The following is a 17,714-nucleotide window of genomic DNA, read 5'->3' on the forward strand; positions in this document are numbered from 1 at the left end:
AGCGCGTCTACACTCGAAGCATTCCCCGAGCCATAACGAGACCGTTATGCCCAGACTGCCGACCGTGCTTTTTTTGCTGTCGCTGATGACCTGGACCGCAACGGCTGGCGCGCTGACTCTGACCGACGAAGAACGTAGCTGGCTGACGGCCCACCCGGACCTGCGCCTGGGTGTCGATGCGTCATGGCCTCCCTTCGAGTTTCGCGACGATCAGGGCCGCTATCAGGGCCTTGCGGCGGACTACATCGACCTGATCCGCCAACGCCTGGCCATCAAGCTCACGCCCATCGAACCCGTGAGCTGGACGGTTGTTCTCGAACAGGCCAAACACGCCCAACTGGACCTGTTACCGGGCATCATGTCGACCCCGGAGCGCCAGACCTACCTGTCATTTACGCGCCCCTACCTCGACTTTCCAATTGTCATACTTGCCCACGTCGGCGGCGCGCAACCGCGCAAACTCGAAGACCTGTACGGCCTGAAAATCGCAGTGGTGGAAAACTACGCGCCCCATGAACTGCTGCGTACCCACCATCCCGACTTGAATCTGGTGGGGCTGCCCAATGTCAGCTCTGCCTTGCAGGCACTGGCGACCGATGAAGTGGACGCAGTGGTCGGCGATCTGGCCTCCAGCGTCTGGAGCCTGCGACAGCTCAAGCTCGACGGGCTGTATGTCAGCGGCGAAACACCCTATCGCTATCAACTGGCCATGGGTGTGCCCAGGGAAAACAAGATTCTGGTCGGCATCCTCGACAAAGTCCTGGCGGACATGACCCCGGCCGAAATCAGCTCCATTCAGGAGCATTGGGTCGGCAACGTTCTCGATCATCGAACATTCTGGTCCGATCTGCTGGTGTACGGCCTGCCGGGATTGCTGCTGCTGATGACGGTGCTGGCGGTCGTCATTCGGATCAACCGCCGCCTGAGTTCGGAAATCGCCCGCCGCGTCGACCTCGAACAGGAATTGCGCAGCAGCGAATACCATTACCGCGGGCTGGTGGAGAGTCTTTCGGCCATTGCCTGGGAGGCGCGGATCACCGATTTCACCTACAGCTACGTGTCGCCCCACGCCGAAGAATTGCTCGGTTACCCCTTGGCCCATTGGCTGATTCCAGGCTTCTGGCGCAACATCATCCATCCCGCCGACCTGACCCGTGCCCAGACCTTCTGTGATCACGAAGTCCTGGCCGGGCGCGATCACAGCCTCGATTACCGGGTCATCACCGCCGACGGCCGCTGCATATGGGTACGCGACATCGTCAGTCTGATCGAGCACGGTCACGAACCGGTGATGCGCGGCCTGATGATCGACATCAGCGAGGCCAAGCGCACCGAAGAAGCACTGCGCCTGTCGGAACAGAAGTTCGCCTCGGTCTTCCAGCAATGCCCGGACATCCTGGTCATCGCGCGACTCTCCGACGGTTGCTTGCTGGAGGTCAACGAAGCGTTCGAAGAACAGATCGGCCTCAAGGCTGAAGACGTCATCGGCCAGACCGCCACCGACCTGAATATCTGGGGCATTCCCGGCGTCGGCCCGGGTTTGCTGCAGCGCTTGCAGGCCGGCAGCATTCGTAACCTGGAGATGCCCTTTCGCCGCAACAATGGCCAGGTGTTTACCGGCCTGATCTCCGCCGAACCCTTCGACCTCGACACCACCCCGGCGCTGGTGGTGGTCGTGCGGGATATCAGCCAGCTCAAGGAAACCCAGCAACAGCTGCAAACCTCCGAAGAAAAGTTCGCCAAGGCCTTCCATGCTTCGCCCGATGGCTTGTTGCTGTCCCGGCAGAGTGACGGCTTGCTGCTGGAGGTCAACGAGGGTTTCAGCCGTATTACCGGTTTCAACAGCGCGATGTCCGTGGATCGCTCGGCGCTGGAGTTGGGGATCTGGGTCAATCTCAACGAACGTAAACAGATGCTCGACCTGCTGCATCGGGACGGTTTCGTCCGCGACTTCAGTTGCCATATTCGCCGCAGCGACGGGCAGATCCGCCTCTGTGAAGTGTCGAGCCGTCCGCTGCCGATCGGCGACGAAGACTGCATGCTGACCATCGCCCGGGACATCACCGAGCGCCACCTGATGCAGGAAAAACTGCAACAGGCGGCGACCGTGTTCGAGAGCACCGCCGAGGGCGTGTTGATCACCGACACCCAGCAACACATCAGCGCGGTCAACCGCGCGTTTACCGAAATCACCGGCTACAGCGAAAGCGAGGCACTGGGCCACACCCCTCGCCTGCTCGCCTCGGGCCTGCATGACAGCGCTTTCTACGCGGCCATGTGGCATCAACTGACAGCTGAAGGTCATTGGCAGGGCGAGATTTCCAACCGGCGCAAGAACGGAGAACTCTATCCGAGCTGGCTGACCATCAGCGCCGTGCGCAACCGCGACAAGTTCATCACCCACTTTGTCGCGGTGTTCGCGGACATTTCCAGCCTCAAGCACGCGCAGGCCAAACTCGATTACCAGGCGCACCACGACCCGCTGACGGGCTTGCCGAACCGCACACTGTTCGAGAGCCGACTGCTGACCGCACTCAATAACCAGCAGGAAAACGGTGGCCAGGGCGCCGTGTTATTCCTCGACCTTGACCGCTTCAAGCACATCAACGACAGCCTTGGCCACCCGGTCGGCGACCTGCTGCTCAAGGGCATCGCCGTGCGCCTCAAGGACCAGTTGCGCGACATCGACACCGTGGCGCGCCTCGGCGGTGACGAGTTCATCATCCTCTTGCCGGGCCTGCAGCAATCCAGCGATGCCGACAACATCGCGACCAAGTTGCTCAACTGCTTCTCTGCGCCATTCCAGGCGGGCGAGCATGAGTTCTTCATCAGTGCCAGCATTGGCACCAGCCTCTACCCCAAGGACGGCTGCGACGTCGCCACACTGGTCAAGAACGCCGATGCAGCGATGTACCGCTCCAAGGCCAAGGGCCGCAACCGAGTCGAGAGCTATACCCGCGACTTGACCGCTCAGGCCAGCGAGCGCGTCGCACTGGAACACGAACTGCGCCGCGCCATCGAGCGCAATGAATTGTTGCTGCACTACCAGCCGAAAATCAGCCTGGACGACAATCGCCTGGTGGGGGCTGAAGCCCTCATCCGCTGGCATCACCCGACCTTCGGCGCCGTGCCGCCCGAGCACTTCATTCCCCTGGCCGAAGAGAACGGGATGATTCTGCAGATCGGCGACTGGGTACTCGAGACCGCGTGCCGGCAGATGTACGAATGGAACCGGACTTATGAATGCCTCGGTCCATTGTCAGTCAACCTCGCCGGCGCGCAACTGCGCCAGCCCAACCTGCTCGGCCGGATCGAACAACTGCTCAAGGACAACGGTCTTCAGCCAGGACTATTGCAACTGGAAATTACCGAAAACTTCATCATGAGCCAGGCCGAGGAAGCGCTGGCGGTGCTGCATCAACTCAAACACCTGGGCGTACAACTGGCCATCGATGACTTCGGCACCGGCTATTCATCCCTGAGTTACCTCAAGCGCCTGCCGCTGGATATCCTCAAGATCGACCAGTCGTTCGTCCGCGGCCTGCCGGATGATCCCCATGACGCAGCCATTGTTCGCGCGATCATCGCGCTGGGGCGCAGCATGCAATTCACCGTCATAGCCGAGGGCGTCGAGACGTTCGCGCAGCAGCAATTCCTCGCGGAGGAAGGCTGCGAACAGATTCAGGGCTACATCGTCAGCCTGCCCTTGCCGGCGGACGAATTCGCCGCGACGTTTCTTCGTATAGCCGTATCGGATTTTTCGGATAGCACAGCCGAGAAACCGTCGCTATAATCCGCGGCCTACTGAGGGCCTATAGCTCAGTTGGTTAGAGCAGAGGACTCATAATCCTTTGGTCCACGGTTCAAGTCCGTGTGGGCCCACCAAACAAAAAAGCCGCGCTGAATGCGCGGCTTTTTCGTGTCTGAATGACTGGTTTTTTTAGAACTGGTTTTTAAGTCGCTCAGCTTGCAAAGTTTTCGATCTTTACCTGCCCCTCAGGAAAGGTCGCGATGATTTCCAGTTCGCCGCCCATTGCGCGTATGTAGTTGCGCAACGTGCTGATGTACATGTCGGTGCGTCGCTCCATCCTCGAAATCGCCGCCTGATTGACATGCAGGGTTTTGGCCAACGTTTCCTGGCTCAATGCCTGAGCCTGTCGCAACTCGTGCAACGGCATTTCCGCTCGCATCTTTCGAACCAGCGCGTCGACACGATCCTGAGCCTCAGGCGAGCGCCCTGCCACTAAATCAGCGAATTTTTTAGCCATTGTCATAGCCCTCGTTCTTCAAAGTTTCCAAATGCTCGTCGTACAGACGTTCGGCTAGCGGCACGTGCTTCAGATACCAACGATCGTGGCCGGTTTTATCACCGCCGATCAACAGGATCGCGCATCTCCGAGGATCAAAGGCATACAGCACACGGTAGGGTCTGCCAGCATGTTGCACCCTCAACTCTCGGAGGTTGCCATGCCGGGAGCCCTTGATATCGCTGGTGTAAGGAAAACCCAACTGCGGTCCCTCATCACCTAGCAACATCACTGTTGCCTGTACGGAGTCCTGCTCTGCTTCGTTGAGGCGATCCCACCAGCCTTCAAATTCATCGGTGTATTCCACTTCCCAACCCATACCAATATGTCACCCAAGGAATATGATCTCAAGGGAATAACTCTAGGCGTTAGCGGCCGAGCGACCACTCGGGTTGCCAATGAAATTGTTAACGGTGGTTGCTCGCTGGAGCTGGGTGTTCGCGTCTGGCGTTTGGTTTTGTTTACTTCTGGTGTCGGAATATCGGATGACGTCCGCAGACGTTGTAGGCAAACTCCGAATCGTCCTTTTTGGGCACTTTGATGCCTTGTTGCGCTTTTCTTCGACGGGATAGTCTCGGGACGTCGCTGACCATTCAGCGATCGGGCTTGGAAACCCGTCGAAATTATTCGCAACAGCGCCTCTTCACGATTGCAAAGGCTTTCCTGGCTTGAGCTCTTGAGTTATGGCGGCTGTGCGCGGGACGTCTTCGGACGTGCCGGTTTCCTAATTTCCCGGTTTTCCAACCTGCGCACAGCTGTCACCCATTCGCTTGGAAACGAATGTGACAGCCTCCCAAATTAGGAGCTACACAATGACAAAAGCGAACCCTTCAGCATCCTCAGAACTGAAAACCATCGGCCTCACCCCCTTCATCTACTGCTCGAACCAACCGCTGTTCCATGTCACGCGAGACGTTCCCCTCAGTGATGCGTTAGCCATGGCCTCCGATTTTCTGTTCCTTTCCAAGGAACTGACCAGAGACGCTGCCTTTAACCGCGATACCGACCGCCATATCTGGGCCGCACATTACCTGACGGCGATGAGCAAGGCTGTGGTCGATGATGTGATGAAGGTGCTGGAACGCGGGCCTGATCGCACCGATACGAAGTCCGAATAGTAACGGATACCGTTTGATAGACAGCAAAAAGCCCCGATGCTTCCGCATCAGGGCTTCTTGTAAATCTCAATATCGGTCTCTCCTTTCACGGTTTCCCGCTTATCCCGCTCACTGGCTAGGAGTGGCTTGCGCCACCGAAATCAACACCCCTTGCGTCGAAGGCTCCGGTCTGTGCTGACGAGGCGAAAATAACTTTTGCATCGAAAAGAAGCAACCGCGCAACTACCGATTATTTAGCGCAGCAGAGTATCCCGAGTGGGCTATGAATTTCAGTTGGGATTTTGCTTATACGATGGACCTAAAAAATCATTGCAGGGCATGGTGCAGCAGCGCGTAGACCAGTATCGTCTGGCAAGCTGATTTTTAAGGACGCCGGAAATGGCCGTGGGCAATTACATAGAAGCGGTTGAGATTATCCGGCGACTGGAGGGAGGCATTACACGTCCCTTTCTGTGCCGTGCCAGTAATGACAAGCATTATGTGGCCAAGGGATTGGAATTGCCGCCAAACGAGCGCATTGCAGAACTACTTTGTGCCCGTCTCGCAGCTCAATTCGGCCTACCGATTCCCGAACATGGCTATATCTACATTGATCCCGCCCTATTGCGCTACAACTTGGAAGCACGTAACGATCTAGGGCCGGGTGACAGTTATGCCTTGGCGTATGTCGCCGATGCAGCAGACCTTTTGTATTCACAAGCGCAGCAGGTTCCTAGCAATCTGCAAAAAGCCGTATTTATCTTCGACTATTGGGTAGGCAACGCTGATCGCCAGTTAGGGCCACTGGGCGGGCGGCCCAACCTACTGATGTCTGGATTCGATAACCAGCTCCAGCTGATAGACCACAACCAGGCATTTCAATGGCCCATGGATGCCCAAAAGTTCTCGGAAAGCCACGTGTTTGGCCCGAACAATCGTACATGGCAACTGGATATGGTCGACAAAGTTGAATACGGCCAACGGATGCACGACACTGCAAAGCGATTTCGTGACCTATGCTTGGATATCCCCGATGAATGGTGTGAATCCATCGGCAAACCTGGGTTCGATATTCTGCTCGAAGAAATTGAAAGCAATCTGATGCTCTGCCAATCGGACGAGTTCTGGAGCGTCCTGCAATGAAATACACCTGCCTTTACAGCATCGTGCGCTTCGCGCCTTTCGCCGAAACCGAAGAGTTTGCCAATGTTGGCATCGTTCTCTCGGCACCAGCCATAGGACGCATGGAGTACAGGCTCGCCCGTAGAAATCTGAAACGGGTCAACCATTTTTTCGAGTGCAGCAACCTATTCGCCAAGGCCATGGAAATAGCCCAGAATGAATTGGATAGCGTGCGCCTCATGACTGCAGAAGCCCAGGAATCGCAGATCGTTAACCACTTCCGCTTCTTGACCGAGCCGAAGGAATCAATAGTTCGCTTCAGTCCCATGCGCTCGATTTTGGTGGAAAACTTCGACGCAACACTTGCAACGCTGTATAGCCGCTATATCGAGCGCCTAGGCGTAGGACGTGATCGTCCCGAAGAATTAATGGTTCGAGATATTCGGACGATGTTCTTAGAAGCATCGATCCGCAATTTCCGGGATGACACTCTGACTGGCGAACTGACCAAATTGCACCTGCCGTTGGTTCATCGAAACGAAGTGGTGGCCGCGATCAAACCTTTGGCTTTTGATCAGACTGAGCCAAGCGCGATACTCGACCACTGCGACCAGTGGCTGATGAAATTTGTACGGGCTGAAAAGGAAGGAATCATTCAGTTGAAAAACGTCCTGATCCCCGTAACCACTCCAGCTGAAAGTCAATCGCCTCGCCACCGGAAAGCGGTACAGGTCGCCAAGACGAGCATCCAGGAGAGCGGCTTGCAGTTGGTCGACTTCCAGGCGACCCAGGCAATCGCTGCCTTCGCGCAGAATTACGCTCAGTAGTCTCACGCGAAACGCTACCCCTTGAAATACGCTGGTTACTCGGGGTTTCGAAATAGTGACTACGAAGGCAAATGGGCGCCCATAAGGACGATTGAACACAATCGTTACGCCCAAACACCTAACGCTGGAATGGCCTGCACTGGCCCCAACCGCTCAAGCATTTCACGGGTAAAAACGACCTCATACGTATCCGCCGCCCTGCCCCACTGCTCCACGATGACCATGCCGTCGACCAGCACGCTTCCCAATCCAGTGATCGTATCGGCCAGGTCCTCGACGATTGTTTGAACCCGAACCCATACGCGATCAGTCATCGCTTGGAGCTCATCCGCAATTCGCTCAGATGACGCAGGGTCCGTATCGTGACAGGTGATATTGCGCAGCAAATGCTGCAACTCTTTTACTTTGGCGTAATCCTGCTCCGCCCCCTGCGCGCCTTTCAGGATGGCTACCGCTTTCGACTTGTCGACGCGTTTCCCGGATGAAGACAATGTCTGCCCCATAGCGCCGGCCAACAGGACCATCATCCGGGCCTCCAAATGCGCTTTCATTGCTTCCATCGTCGAAATCGGCCGCGCCAACGTGATGGAAGCGCCCCCTTGATGTCGCAAGTCCATGGTCACCGACAGGGTCACGCCGCCTGTTGCAAACCCCAACGCGCGGGCCACGACGTAGTGGCCCATTTCGTGATGGGCAATCTGTAATGCGTGATTCCGCACAGCTGCAGGCATGTTCCTGGTCATTTCATCGCCCCGCATCCCCAGATTCCGCATTCGACTACGATTGACGATCGCTGTCCATCCTGTCCGCTCAGCCAAAAAAGCCGCGCATCTGCGCGGCTTTCTCGTCCCTGCGATTCAGCCTTTACTCAGGCAACGCATACGCAATCACATAGTCGCCACGATCGGTCGACTGACGCGCACCACCCACCGTCAACAGGATGTACTGCTTGCCGGTTTTCGGTGAAACGTAAGTCATCGGGCCGGACTGACTGCCGACTGGCAAACGCGCCTTCCAGATCTCATTCCCGTTGCCGGTATCGAAAGCACGCAGGTAGAAATCCTGAGTACCGGCGAAGAACAACAGGCCGGACTGAGTGGCCAGGGACGCACCGAGGGTCGGCATGCCGATCGGCATTGGCAGGTGCATGCGGATGCCCAGCGGACCGGTGTCTTGCACGGTGCCGACGGGGACCTGCCACATCAGTTTGTGGTTTTTGAGGTCGATGGCGGACATCGTGCCGAACGGCGGTTTCTGGCACGGAATACCGGCCGCCGAGAGGAAGCGTTCGCGCATGGCACCGAACGGTGTGCCTTCCTGCGGCACTACGCCCATCTCGATGCCACTGGCTCCGGCGGCGATCTTGCTGCGTGGGATCATGTAGTTGGCGAGTCCCAGGCGCATGTCGTTGACGAACATGTAGTTCGTGTTTGGATCAACCGAGACGCTGCCCCAGTTCATGCCACCCAGCGAGCCCGGGAATTGCAGGGCGCGGTCCATGCCCGGCGGGGTGTAGACGCCTTCGTGGCGCATGCCTTTGAACTGGATGCGGCACATCAACTGATCGAACGGGGTGGCGCCCCACATGTCCGCTTCCGTCAGGGTCTTGTTGCCGATAGACGGCATGTCCACCGAGAACGGCTGGGTCGGCGAGTAGCGCTCGCCGGGCACATTGCCTTGCGGCACCGGGCGCTCTTCGACACGGGCGATCGGCACGCCGGTTTCACGGTTGAGCAGGAAGATCTCGCCCTGTTTGGTCACTTGGGCCAAGGCCGGCTGCAGGCCGCCCTTGTCGTCCGGCACGTCGTACAGCAGCGGTTGCGCGGGCAGGTCGAAGTCCCACAGGTCATGGTGAGTTGTCTGGAAGTGCCAGCGCACCTGGCCGGTCTTCACGTCGATGGCGACGATGGACGAGTTCCATTTGTCATCGAATGCCGTGCGCTGGCCGCCGAAGAAGTCTGGCGTGGCGTTGCCGGTGGGCAGGTAAACCAGACCGAGCCTGGCGTCGTAGGACATCGCCGACCACACGTTCGGTGTGCCTCGGGTATACGTCTCACCGGCCGGTGGGCGCTTGGTGGTGTTCGGATTGCCCGGATCCCACGCCCACACCAATTCACCGTTGCGCACGTCATAAGCGCGGACGACGCCTGGCGGTTCGCCGGTGGAATAGTTGTCGGCCACGCGGCCACCGACGATCACCACGTCACCTGCGACCAGTGGCGTCGAGGTTTGCTGGTAGTAACCCGGTTTTACTTCGCCCATGTCGGTGGTCAGGTCGACCGTGCCTTTGTTGCCGAACTCTTCACACGGTTTGCCGGTGTCGGCATTGATCGCGATCAGACGGGCATCGCCGGTCGGTAGAAACAGACGTTTCGTACAGGCTGTAGGCTGATTGCCCGAAGACGCAGGGGCTTCGGAATAACCCAGCCCACGGCACCGCTGCCAGTTCGGCGCCGTGCCTTGCGGGTCGAATTTCCAGCGTTGGGCGCCGGTGTCGGCGTCGAGGGCGAAAACCTTGCCGTAGGCCGTGCAGGTGTAGACCGTGTCGCCGATTTGCAGCGGGGTGTTCTGGTCTTCAGCGCCGGCGCCGGTGCTTTGCGGGATGTCGCCGGTGCGGAAGGTCCACGCGACCTGCAACTTGTCGATGTTGCCCTTGTTGATCTGGTCCAGTGCGGCAAAACGGTTGCCGGCAGTGGTATTGCCCCAGTGGGCCCAGTCTTTCTGCTCGGTGCCCGGTGCGACAGGCGTAACAGCCGGTTCAGCGCTGGCCTTGACCACGTGGGTCGGCACGAACATGTAGGCCATCGTTGCAACGACGCCGACGCCCAGAATACCGGCCAGGCCATAAGCACCCCGACCCGCCGTCGCGCCTGAAGCGCGCACGAGCGTCGGGTAGATCAGCGCGACAACCAGACCGATCACGGCAAACGTCAGTACGCGCGAAACCAGTGGCCAGTATTCGAAGCCGGTGTCCCACACCGCCCAAATCGCAGTAAGGATCAGCGCTACACCATACAACCGCGCGCCTAGCGGCATACGACGGGCGATCATCAGCCCGGACACCAGCATCGCCAGGCCCATCAGCAGGAAATACCAACTGCCGCCGAGCGACACGAGATAACCACCACCGCCGGCCAGTCCAAGCCCGATCAATGCAATCAGGACACCCAGCCCACGCAGCAACCATTTGCTGCCGCCAGCAGCCCCAGAAGTATTCATGTCGGAAATATTCCCCATTTGTGACAAGCGCGGAATAATGTACGAACTGGTTACTTATGGCAAATTGTCGCACGCAAAAATGGCATGAGCGGTACTGAGCCTAGATCAGGCATCCGGAGTTCGAGCTGTGCCTGTAACATGCTGAACCATTGATCTGTATCGCTGGAGACCACCCTTGCCCGACATCCGCCCGCCCGTTCTTGACGAAATCGACCGCCAATTGATCGCCGCCCTGCAGATCAATGCCCGCGAAAGCGTGGCCATGCTTGCCCGGCAATTGGGTATCGCGCGCACCACTGTGACTTCGCGGTTGGCGCGGCTGGAAAAGGCCAGGGTCATCACCGGGTATGGCGTGCGGTTGGGTCAACGGGTGGTGGACGGCGGCTTGCAGGCATACGTTGGGATCACGGTGCAACCACGTTCCGGCAAGGAAGTGTTACGGCGGTTGAGTGCGATGGCCCAGGTGCAGCAGTTGTGTGCGGTCAGTGGCGAATTTGATTATGTGGCGTGGTTGAGGACTGATTCGCCAGAGCAGCTGGATCAGTTGCTGGATCAGATCGGGAGTGTGGATGGGGTGGAGAAGACGACTACGTCGATCATTCTCAGCAGCAAGATTGATCGCGGGCAGCCGGTTTAGACGCGATTCCCTGTGGGAACGGGCTTGCTCGCGAAGGGGTGTATCAGCCGGCATTGCTGTCGACTGGTCCACCGCATTCGCGAGCAAGCCCGCTCCCACATTAACCAGTGTGTAGTCACTGATCGTCACTTTGATCAACAAATTAGCAAAACGACGACACATTGCGTCTTATTAACGTGTTCTACGCTCTCTAGAATGGCTGCCATCTTTTCCTATACTCAGACGCGCATCCCGCGTCCGGTCGCCAGCAAGGTCAGCCATGAACAAGAACAATCGCCATCCTGCAGACGGTAAAAAGCCAGTCACTATTTTCGGCCCGGACTTTCCGTTCGCCTTCGACGACTGGATCGAGCACCCGGCTGGCCTCGGCAGCATTCCTGCGCACAACCACGGTGCCGAAGTGGCGATTGTCGGCGCAGGCATCGCTGGATTGGTGGCTGCCTATGAACTGATGAAACTGGGCCTCAAGCCTGTCGTCTACGAAGCCTCGAAGATGGGCGGTCGTCTGCGCTCCCAGGCGTTCAACGGGACCGATGGCATCGTCGCCGAACTGGGCGGCATGCGCTTCCCGGTGTCGTCCACGGCGTTTTACCACTATGTCGACAAGCTCGGTCTCGAGACCAAACCCTTCCCGAACCCTTTGACGCCTGCCTCTGGCAGCACCGTGATCGACCTGGAAGGCAAAACCCACTACGCACAGAAGCTGGCGGATCTTCCTGCATTGTTCCAGGAAGTGGCTGACGCCTGGGCCGACGCCCTGGAGGCCGGGTCGCAGTTCTCCGATATCCAGCAAGCGATCCGCGACCGTGACGTGCCGCGCCTCAAAGAACTGTGGAACACCCTGGTTCCGCTGTGGGACGACCGCACTTTCTACGACTTCGTCGCCACCTCCGAAGCCTTCGCCAAGCTCTCATTCCATCACCGCGAAGTGTTCGGCCAGGTCGGTTTCGGCACCGGCGGCTGGGACTCGGACTTCCCGAACTCAATGCTGGAAATCTTCCGCGTCGTGATGACCAACTGCGACGATCACCAACATCTGGTCGTCGGTGGCGTTGAACAAGTGCCGCAAGGCATCTGGCGTCATGTGCCGGAACGTTGTGTGCACTGGCCCGAAGGCACCAGCCTCAAGTCGCTGCACAGGGGCGCGCCACGTTCCGGGGTTAAAAAAATCGCTCACGCCCCGGACGGCCGTTTTGCGGTCACCGACAACAACGGCGACACCCGCGAGTACGCGGCGGTACTGACCACCTGCCAGAGCTGGCTGCTGACCACCCAGATCGAATGCGACGAAACCCTGTTCTCGCAAAAGATGTGGATGGCCCTGGACCGCACTCGCTACATGCAATCGTCGAAAACCTTCGTGATGGTCGACCGCCCGTTCTGGAAGGACAAGGACCCGGAAACCGGCCGCGACCTGATGAGCATGACCCTCACCGATCGCCTGACCCGTGGCACTTACCTGTTCGACAACGGCGACGACAAGCCTGGGGTGATTTGCCTGTCGTACTCATGGATGAGCGATGCGCTGAAAATGCTCCCGCACCCGGTGGAAAAGCGCGTGAAACTAGCGCTGGATTCGTTGAAGAAGATCTACCCGAAAGTCGACATCGCCGCGCGGATCATCGGCGACCCGATCACCGTGTCGTGGGAAGCCGACCCGCATTTCCTCGGCGCGTTCAAAGGTGCATTGCCCGGCCACTATCGCTACAACCAGCGCATGTACGCGCATTTCATGCAGGACGAGATGCCGGCTGAACAACGCGGGATTTTCATCGCGGGTGACGACGTTTCGTGGACGCCGGCGTGGGTTGAAGGTGCGGTGCAGACCTCGCTCAATGCGGTGTGGGGCATCATGAAACACTTCGGCGGTGAAACTCACGCCGAGAACCCGGGTCCAGGAGATGTGTTCAACGAAATCGGCCCGATCGCCCTGCCCGAGTAAGAGGAATCCTAAATGCGCGTAGCCCTTTACCAATGTCCGCCGCTGCCCCTGGATGTCGCCGGCAATCTGCAACGCCTGCATCAACTGGCGATGGAGGCCAAAGGCGCCGATTTGCTGGTGCTGCCGGAGATGTTCCTGACTGGCTACAACATCGGCGTCGATGCCGTCAGCGTACTGGCGGAAGTGCACAACGGTGAATCGGCGCAGCAGATTGCGCGCATTGCCAAAACCGCGGGGATCGCCATTTTGTATGGCTACCCCGAGCGTACCGAGGATGGGCAGATCTACAACGCTGTGCAGTTGATCGACGGCAATGGCGAGCGCCTGTGCAACTACCGCAAGACTCACTTGTACGGCGACCTCGATCACTCGATGTTCAGCGCCGGGCAGGATGATTTCCCGCTGGTGGAGCTCAATGGCTGGAAGCTCGGTTTCCTGATCTGCTACGACATGGAGTTTCCGGAAAACGCGCGGCGTCTGGCCCTGGCCGGCGCCGAGCTGATTCTGGTGCCGACAGCGAACATGATTCCTTACGACTTCGTCGCCGATGTCACCGTCCGCGCCCGCGCCTTCGAAAACCAGTGCTACGTGGCTTACGCCAATTACTGCGGCAGCGAAGGCGAAATCCAGTACTGCGGCCAAAGCAGCATCGCCGCACCGGATGGCAGCCGCATCGCCCAGGCCGGTCTCGATGAAGCGCTGATTGTTGGTGAGCTGGATCGTCAATTGATGGTCGATTCCCGCGCCGCCAATCGCTACTTGCTCGATCGCCGCCCGGAGCTTTACGGCGAGCTGAACAAGCGCTGATCACCCGTAATCCGCTAGCATTAGCGCTTCTCTGTTCTGGAAGTGCTCATGCCTGCGTTGAATCAACCTCGCCCCCACACTGAAACCCTGGCCAACGGCCTGCGGGTAACGCTGCGTCATGCCCCGAATTTGAAGCGTTGTGCGGCGGCGTTGCGGGTCGCTGCGGGCAGTCATGACGTGCCATTGGCATGGCCCGGCCTGGCGCACTTTCTTGAACACCTGTTGTTTCTCGGCACCGAGCGTTTTCCTGCGCAACAAGGGCTGATGGCCTACATGCAAGGTCACGGCGGGCAAGTGAATGCACGGACCAGCGAACGCACCACAGACTTCTTTTTCGAACTGCCGCCGCAGGCATTCAGCGGTGGGCTGGAGCGTCTGTCAGACATGCTCGCTCACCCGCGTATGAATCCGGACGATCAGCAGCGGGAACGGGAAGTGTTGCAGGCAGAGTTTGTGGCCTGGTCGCAAGACGCGACGGCGCAACAGCAGCTGGCGTTGTTCGATGGGCTTTCGCCGACTCATCCATTGCGCGGGTTTCATGCCGGCAACCGCGACAGCCTGCCGCTGGCACAACCGGACTTTCAGCAGGCGCTGAAGGAGTTCCATCAGCGGTTTTATCAGACCGGGCAGATGACGCTGAGCCTGGCCGGCCCGCAAAGTATCGAAGAGCTGAAGCAAATGGCGCTGAGTTTCGCCGCGGCGATTCCCGTCGGAGAAAACGCTCCCCAACAGGCGCCCGTGCCGCTGATGGAGTCTTCGGAAGCTAGTTATCAACAGGTGAGCGAGCGACGGCTTGATCTGCTGTTTGCCTTCGAATCACTGCCCGCTTCGTCGACCGCAGCATTGGCGTTTCTGTGCCATTGGATGAACGCCGCGAAACCCGGTGGGTTGTTGAGTGAATTGCGCGCACGCGGTTTGGCTGAGCATTTGAAAGCAGACACGCTGTATCAGTTTGCCGGACAAGCCGTGCTGCACATTGAGTTCACAACGGAGGAACCGGCGAGCGTCCTGCGCGAGCAGCTCCAGGATTGGCTGGGCTTTTTTGCTGCTCAGCAGAATTGGACCGCTCTGCGAGAAGAGTACGCGGCCCTGCTTCAGCGCCAGCATCAGGTCAGCAGTGCTTTGCAAATGGCCCGATTCGACAGCGAACAGCTTGAAACCGGCTTATCCGAGCAAGGCGTTGTAGCGCTCAAAGACATCCTGAAGGCAATCGGTGCTGTGGATAACTTCAGCGGAGAATGGCAACTGCCGGCACCGAATCCGTTCTTGCGCGCAGAGGCGCCGCCGCAAAACGCCGGACTGATTCGCGGGCAAACCAGCAAGCACCGCGGCCTGCGCACATTTGCCCAGGATCGTTCGCGCAGCCGTCGGGAAAACTCGCCGATGCAATTCAGCCAGGCCTTGCCGGATAACACCGCTGAAGGCGCAATTTATTTGCGCTGGCGGCTCGAGGCTGCACCTCATCCCCGCCTTCAACAGCGCCTGGAAAACAGCTTGCAGCCATTGCGCGAGGATGCGCGTCAGGCGGGCGTCGACTTTTCCTTCAGCGCATCGGGAAATGAATGGCTGTTGAAGGTGACGGGACTGCAGGAGTCGATGCCGACCGTTCTCGAACATGCGCTGAAAGAGCTGACAAAACCTGCTAACGGTTTCTCACAGGAAGCACCGAAAAGCACTGCGCTGATCCCGATAAAACAACTGCTCAAGGCGCTGCCCGATCATTGCCTTTTGCACGCCGGTGTCTCAGATGATTTGCAGCAGCTAGGGTCGAGTGCGCGCTGGGAAGGCCTGGCCACCGGCCTGTCGGCACAGACTCAAGCGGCGTTGGGTCTGGCCCTGAGCCGGGTGCCCGGCGTAGCGGACACCCAACCGTCCCCGCTGCCCTCGATCAACTCACAGCGCCTGTGGACAACACTCGACACCGAGTCCAGCGAACACGCGTTGTTGCTGTTCTGTCCGACGCCTACCCGGGACATCTCCGACGAAGCCGCCTGGCGCTTGCTGGCCCATGTCTGTCAGACGCCGTTCTACCAGCGCCTGCGGGTTGAGCTGCAACTGGGGTATGCGGTGTTCAGCGCGCTGCGTCAGATCCATGGGCAGACCGGAATCCTGTTTGGCGTGCAGTCTCCGGGCACTGCGCCCTTGCAGTTACTGGAACACATTGAGTGCTTCCTGAATGACCTGCCCGGAATGATCGAGGGGATCGACGAGGCGGCTTTCATTGCCCAGCGCCAAGCGTTGGCCAATCAATTCGACAACGCTTCGCTGCCCGCCACGCAGGCGGCCGAACTGCTCTGGCAAGGCAAGCTGGCCGGCCACTCGTCGGATTACCTGACGCAACTGACCTTGTCGATTCTGGCCATCGACCGCTCCGCCCTGATAGCCGCAGCCCATCGACTGAACAACGCCGAAGGTGGCTGGCGCTGCCTGGCCAGCAGTTCGGAACCAGAGGCGCCTTGGCAAGTGACAAAATGATCATTACCGCTGGTGCAATTAGCTTTTTCCGAGAATGCAGGCCTTTCACTCTGTAATTTTGAGTAACATAGCCACCTAACTATCTGAACATCTCCGACTGGAGGTGGACTATATGTATAGATCTCAACTGTCCCATCACCTGAAGGAGCGCTCCCATGTCCTGGTCCAAACCTGCTTACACCGACCTGCGTATCGGCTTTGAAGTCACCATGTACTTCGCAAGCCGCTAAGTTTGTCCTGCCGTTCAGCGCCTCGGTTTTGCCGAGGCGTTTTTATTTTCAGCGTTGAAATGATGGAGCGCCCATGTTTGTCCAGATTCTAGGTTCCGCCGCCGGCGGCGGTTTCCCCCAGTGGAATTGCAACTGCGTGAACTGCGCAGGTTTTCGCGACGGGAGCCTGAACGCCAAGGCGCGGACCCAGTCGTCCATCGCGATTTCCGATGACGGCGTGAACTGGGTGCTCTGCAACGCCTCGCCGGACATCCGTGCCCAACTCCAGAGTTACCCCCCGATGCAACCGGGCCGCGCCCTGCGCGATACCGGCATCAGCGCGATCATCCTGATGGACAGCCAGATCGACCACACCACCGGCCTGCTCAGCCTGCGCGAAGGTTGCCCGCACAATGTCTGGTGCACCGACATGGTCCATGAAGACCTGAGCACCGGTTTCCCGTTGTTCACCATGCTGACCCACTGGAACGGCGGCCTGAACTGGAACCGCATCGAACTCGACCAGAGCTTCACCATCCCCGCATGCCCGAGCCTGCGTTTCACCCCGTTGCCGCTGCGCAGCGCTGCGCCGCCGTACTCGCCGCACCGCTTCGACCCGCACCCGGGCGACAATATCGGACTGATCATTGAAGACCTGAACACCGGCGGCAAGCTGTTCTACGCGCCTGGCCTGGGCAAGGTCGACGCGCCGCTGCTGGACATCATGGCCGGCAGCGACTGCCTGCTGGTGGACGGCACGATGTGGGACGACGACGAAATGCAGCGCCGTGGCGTCGGCACCCGCACCGGCCGGGAAATGGGTCACCTGGCGCAAAACGGCCCCGGGGGCATGCTGGAAGTGCTGGAGCAACTGCCCAAACAGCGCAAAGTGCTCATCCACATCAACAACACCAACCCGATCCTCGATGAGGATTCGCCGGAGCGTGCCGAGCTGGTTCGGCGTGAGGTTGAAGTGGCGTATGACGGCATGAGTATTGTGTTGTAGCGAATGGCCCCATCGCGGGCAAGCCACGCTCTCACAGGGTTACGCGACCACTGTGGGAGCTGGCTT

Annotated in this window: 14 protein-coding genes and 1 tRNA gene; 11 read left to right on the forward strand and 4 right to left on the reverse strand. The window is 58.9% G+C overall.

Annotated features, from left to right (window positions below; genetic code table 11):
* Positions 1-46 precede the first annotated feature (46 nt).
* A complete protein-coding gene (locus J2Y86_RS15250) occupies positions 47-3,793 on the forward strand; it encodes a bifunctional diguanylate cyclase/phosphodiesterase (RefSeq protein ID WP_253432839.1) in 3,747 nt (1,248 codons plus the stop codon).
* 15 nt (positions 3,794-3,808) lie between these two features.
* Positions 3,809-3,885 (forward strand) — tRNA-Ile (locus tag J2Y86_RS15255).
* 77 nt (positions 3,886-3,962) lie between these two features.
* Here the strand turns inward: J2Y86_RS15255 and J2Y86_RS15260 are convergent.
* Both J2Y86_RS15260 and J2Y86_RS15265 read right to left on the reverse strand, forming a co-directional pair.
* Complete coding sequence (locus J2Y86_RS15260; RefSeq protein ID WP_253432843.1) at positions 3,963-4,268, reverse strand: XRE family transcriptional regulator; 306 nt, start codon at positions 4,266-4,268, stop codon at positions 3,963-3,965.
* Complete coding sequence (locus J2Y86_RS15265; RefSeq protein ID WP_253432847.1) at positions 4,261-4,626, reverse strand: type II toxin-antitoxin system RelE/ParE family toxin; 366 nt, start codon at positions 4,624-4,626, stop codon at positions 4,261-4,263. The genes J2Y86_RS15260 and J2Y86_RS15265 overlap by 8 nt, the downstream gene beginning before the upstream one ends.
* A 493-nt stretch (positions 4,627-5,119) precedes the next feature.
* On the opposite strand from J2Y86_RS15265, the gene J2Y86_RS15270 reads away from it, so the two are divergent.
* The 3 genes from J2Y86_RS15270 (at position 5,120) to J2Y86_RS15280 (ending at position 7,353) form a co-directional block, all read left to right on the forward strand.
* The gene (locus J2Y86_RS15270; RefSeq protein WP_253432850.1) at positions 5,120-5,425 is read left to right on the forward strand and encodes a DUF3077 domain-containing protein; all 306 of its coding nucleotides are present in this window, start codon (positions 5,120-5,122) and stop codon (positions 5,423-5,425) included.
* 378 nt (positions 5,426-5,803) lie between these two features.
* A complete protein-coding gene (locus J2Y86_RS15275; protein WP_253432853.1) occupies positions 5,804-6,547 on the forward strand; it encodes a HipA family kinase in 744 nt (247 codons plus the stop codon).
* Positions 6,544-7,353, forward strand: coding sequence for a DUF3037 domain-containing protein (locus J2Y86_RS15280; protein ID WP_253432856.1), 810 nt, complete (start codon positions 6,544-6,546; stop codon positions 7,351-7,353). Before J2Y86_RS15275 ends, J2Y86_RS15280 begins: the two co-directional genes overlap by 4 nt.
* Positions 7,354-7,457: 104 nt before the next feature.
* Here J2Y86_RS15280 and J2Y86_RS15285 read toward each other — a convergent pair whose 3' ends face one another.
* Together J2Y86_RS15285 and J2Y86_RS15290 are read right to left on the reverse strand one after the other, a co-directional pair.
* Positions 7,458-8,096, reverse strand: coding sequence for a peptidase M41 (locus J2Y86_RS15285; RefSeq protein ID WP_253440314.1), 639 nt, complete (start codon positions 8,094-8,096; stop codon positions 7,458-7,460).
* A gap of 121 nt (positions 8,097-8,217) precedes the next feature.
* Positions 8,218-10,572 (reverse strand): glucose/quinate/shikimate family membrane-bound PQQ-dependent dehydrogenase, encoded by a 2,355-nt coding sequence (locus J2Y86_RS15290; RefSeq protein ID WP_253432860.1) that lies wholly within the window; start codon positions 10,570-10,572, stop codon positions 8,218-8,220.
* A 175-nt stretch (positions 10,573-10,747) separates the two neighbouring features.
* Here J2Y86_RS15290 and J2Y86_RS15295 point away from each other — a divergent pair, with 175 nt between their 5' ends.
* The 6 genes from J2Y86_RS15295 to pqqB all read left to right on the forward strand — a co-directional run bounded on the left by J2Y86_RS15295 (position 10,748) and on the right by pqqB (position 17,648).
* Positions 10,748-11,209, forward strand: a complete 462-nt coding sequence (locus J2Y86_RS15295) for an Lrp/AsnC family transcriptional regulator (RefSeq protein ID WP_160388417.1) — start codon at positions 10,748-10,750, stop codon at positions 11,207-11,209.
* Positions 11,210-11,468: 259 nt separating this feature from the next.
* A complete protein-coding gene (locus J2Y86_RS15300) occupies positions 11,469-13,151 on the forward strand; it encodes a flavin monoamine oxidase family protein (RefSeq protein ID WP_253432863.1) in 1,683 nt (560 codons plus the stop codon).
* Between the two features lie 12 nt (positions 13,152-13,163).
* The gene (locus tag J2Y86_RS15305; RefSeq protein WP_253432866.1) at positions 13,164-13,958 is read left to right on the forward strand and encodes a carbon-nitrogen hydrolase family protein; all 795 of its coding nucleotides are present in this window, start codon (positions 13,164-13,166) and stop codon (positions 13,956-13,958) included.
* A gap of 48 nt (positions 13,959-14,006) precedes the next feature.
* The gene (gene pqqF, locus J2Y86_RS15310; protein WP_253432869.1) at positions 14,007-16,433 is read left to right on the forward strand and encodes a pyrroloquinoline quinone biosynthesis protein PqqF; all 2,427 of its coding nucleotides are present in this window, start codon (positions 14,007-14,009) and stop codon (positions 16,431-16,433) included.
* A gap of 155 nt (positions 16,434-16,588) precedes the next feature.
* Entirely contained in the window at positions 16,589-16,663 is a 75-nt protein-coding gene (gene pqqA, locus J2Y86_RS15315; RefSeq protein WP_009045898.1) for a pyrroloquinoline quinone precursor peptide PqqA, read from the forward strand.
* 73 nt (positions 16,664-16,736) lie between these two features.
* Positions 16,737-17,648 (forward strand): pyrroloquinoline quinone biosynthesis protein PqqB, encoded by a 912-nt coding sequence (gene pqqB / locus J2Y86_RS15320; protein WP_253432872.1) that lies wholly within the window; start codon positions 16,737-16,739, stop codon positions 17,646-17,648.
* The last annotated feature ends 66 nt before the right edge of the window (positions 17,649-17,714 follow it).

It is taken from the genome of Pseudomonas migulae (assembly GCF_024169315.1).
Taxonomy (GTDB): Bacteria; Pseudomonadota; Gammaproteobacteria; order Pseudomonadales; family Pseudomonadaceae; genus Aquipseudomonas; species Aquipseudomonas migulae_B.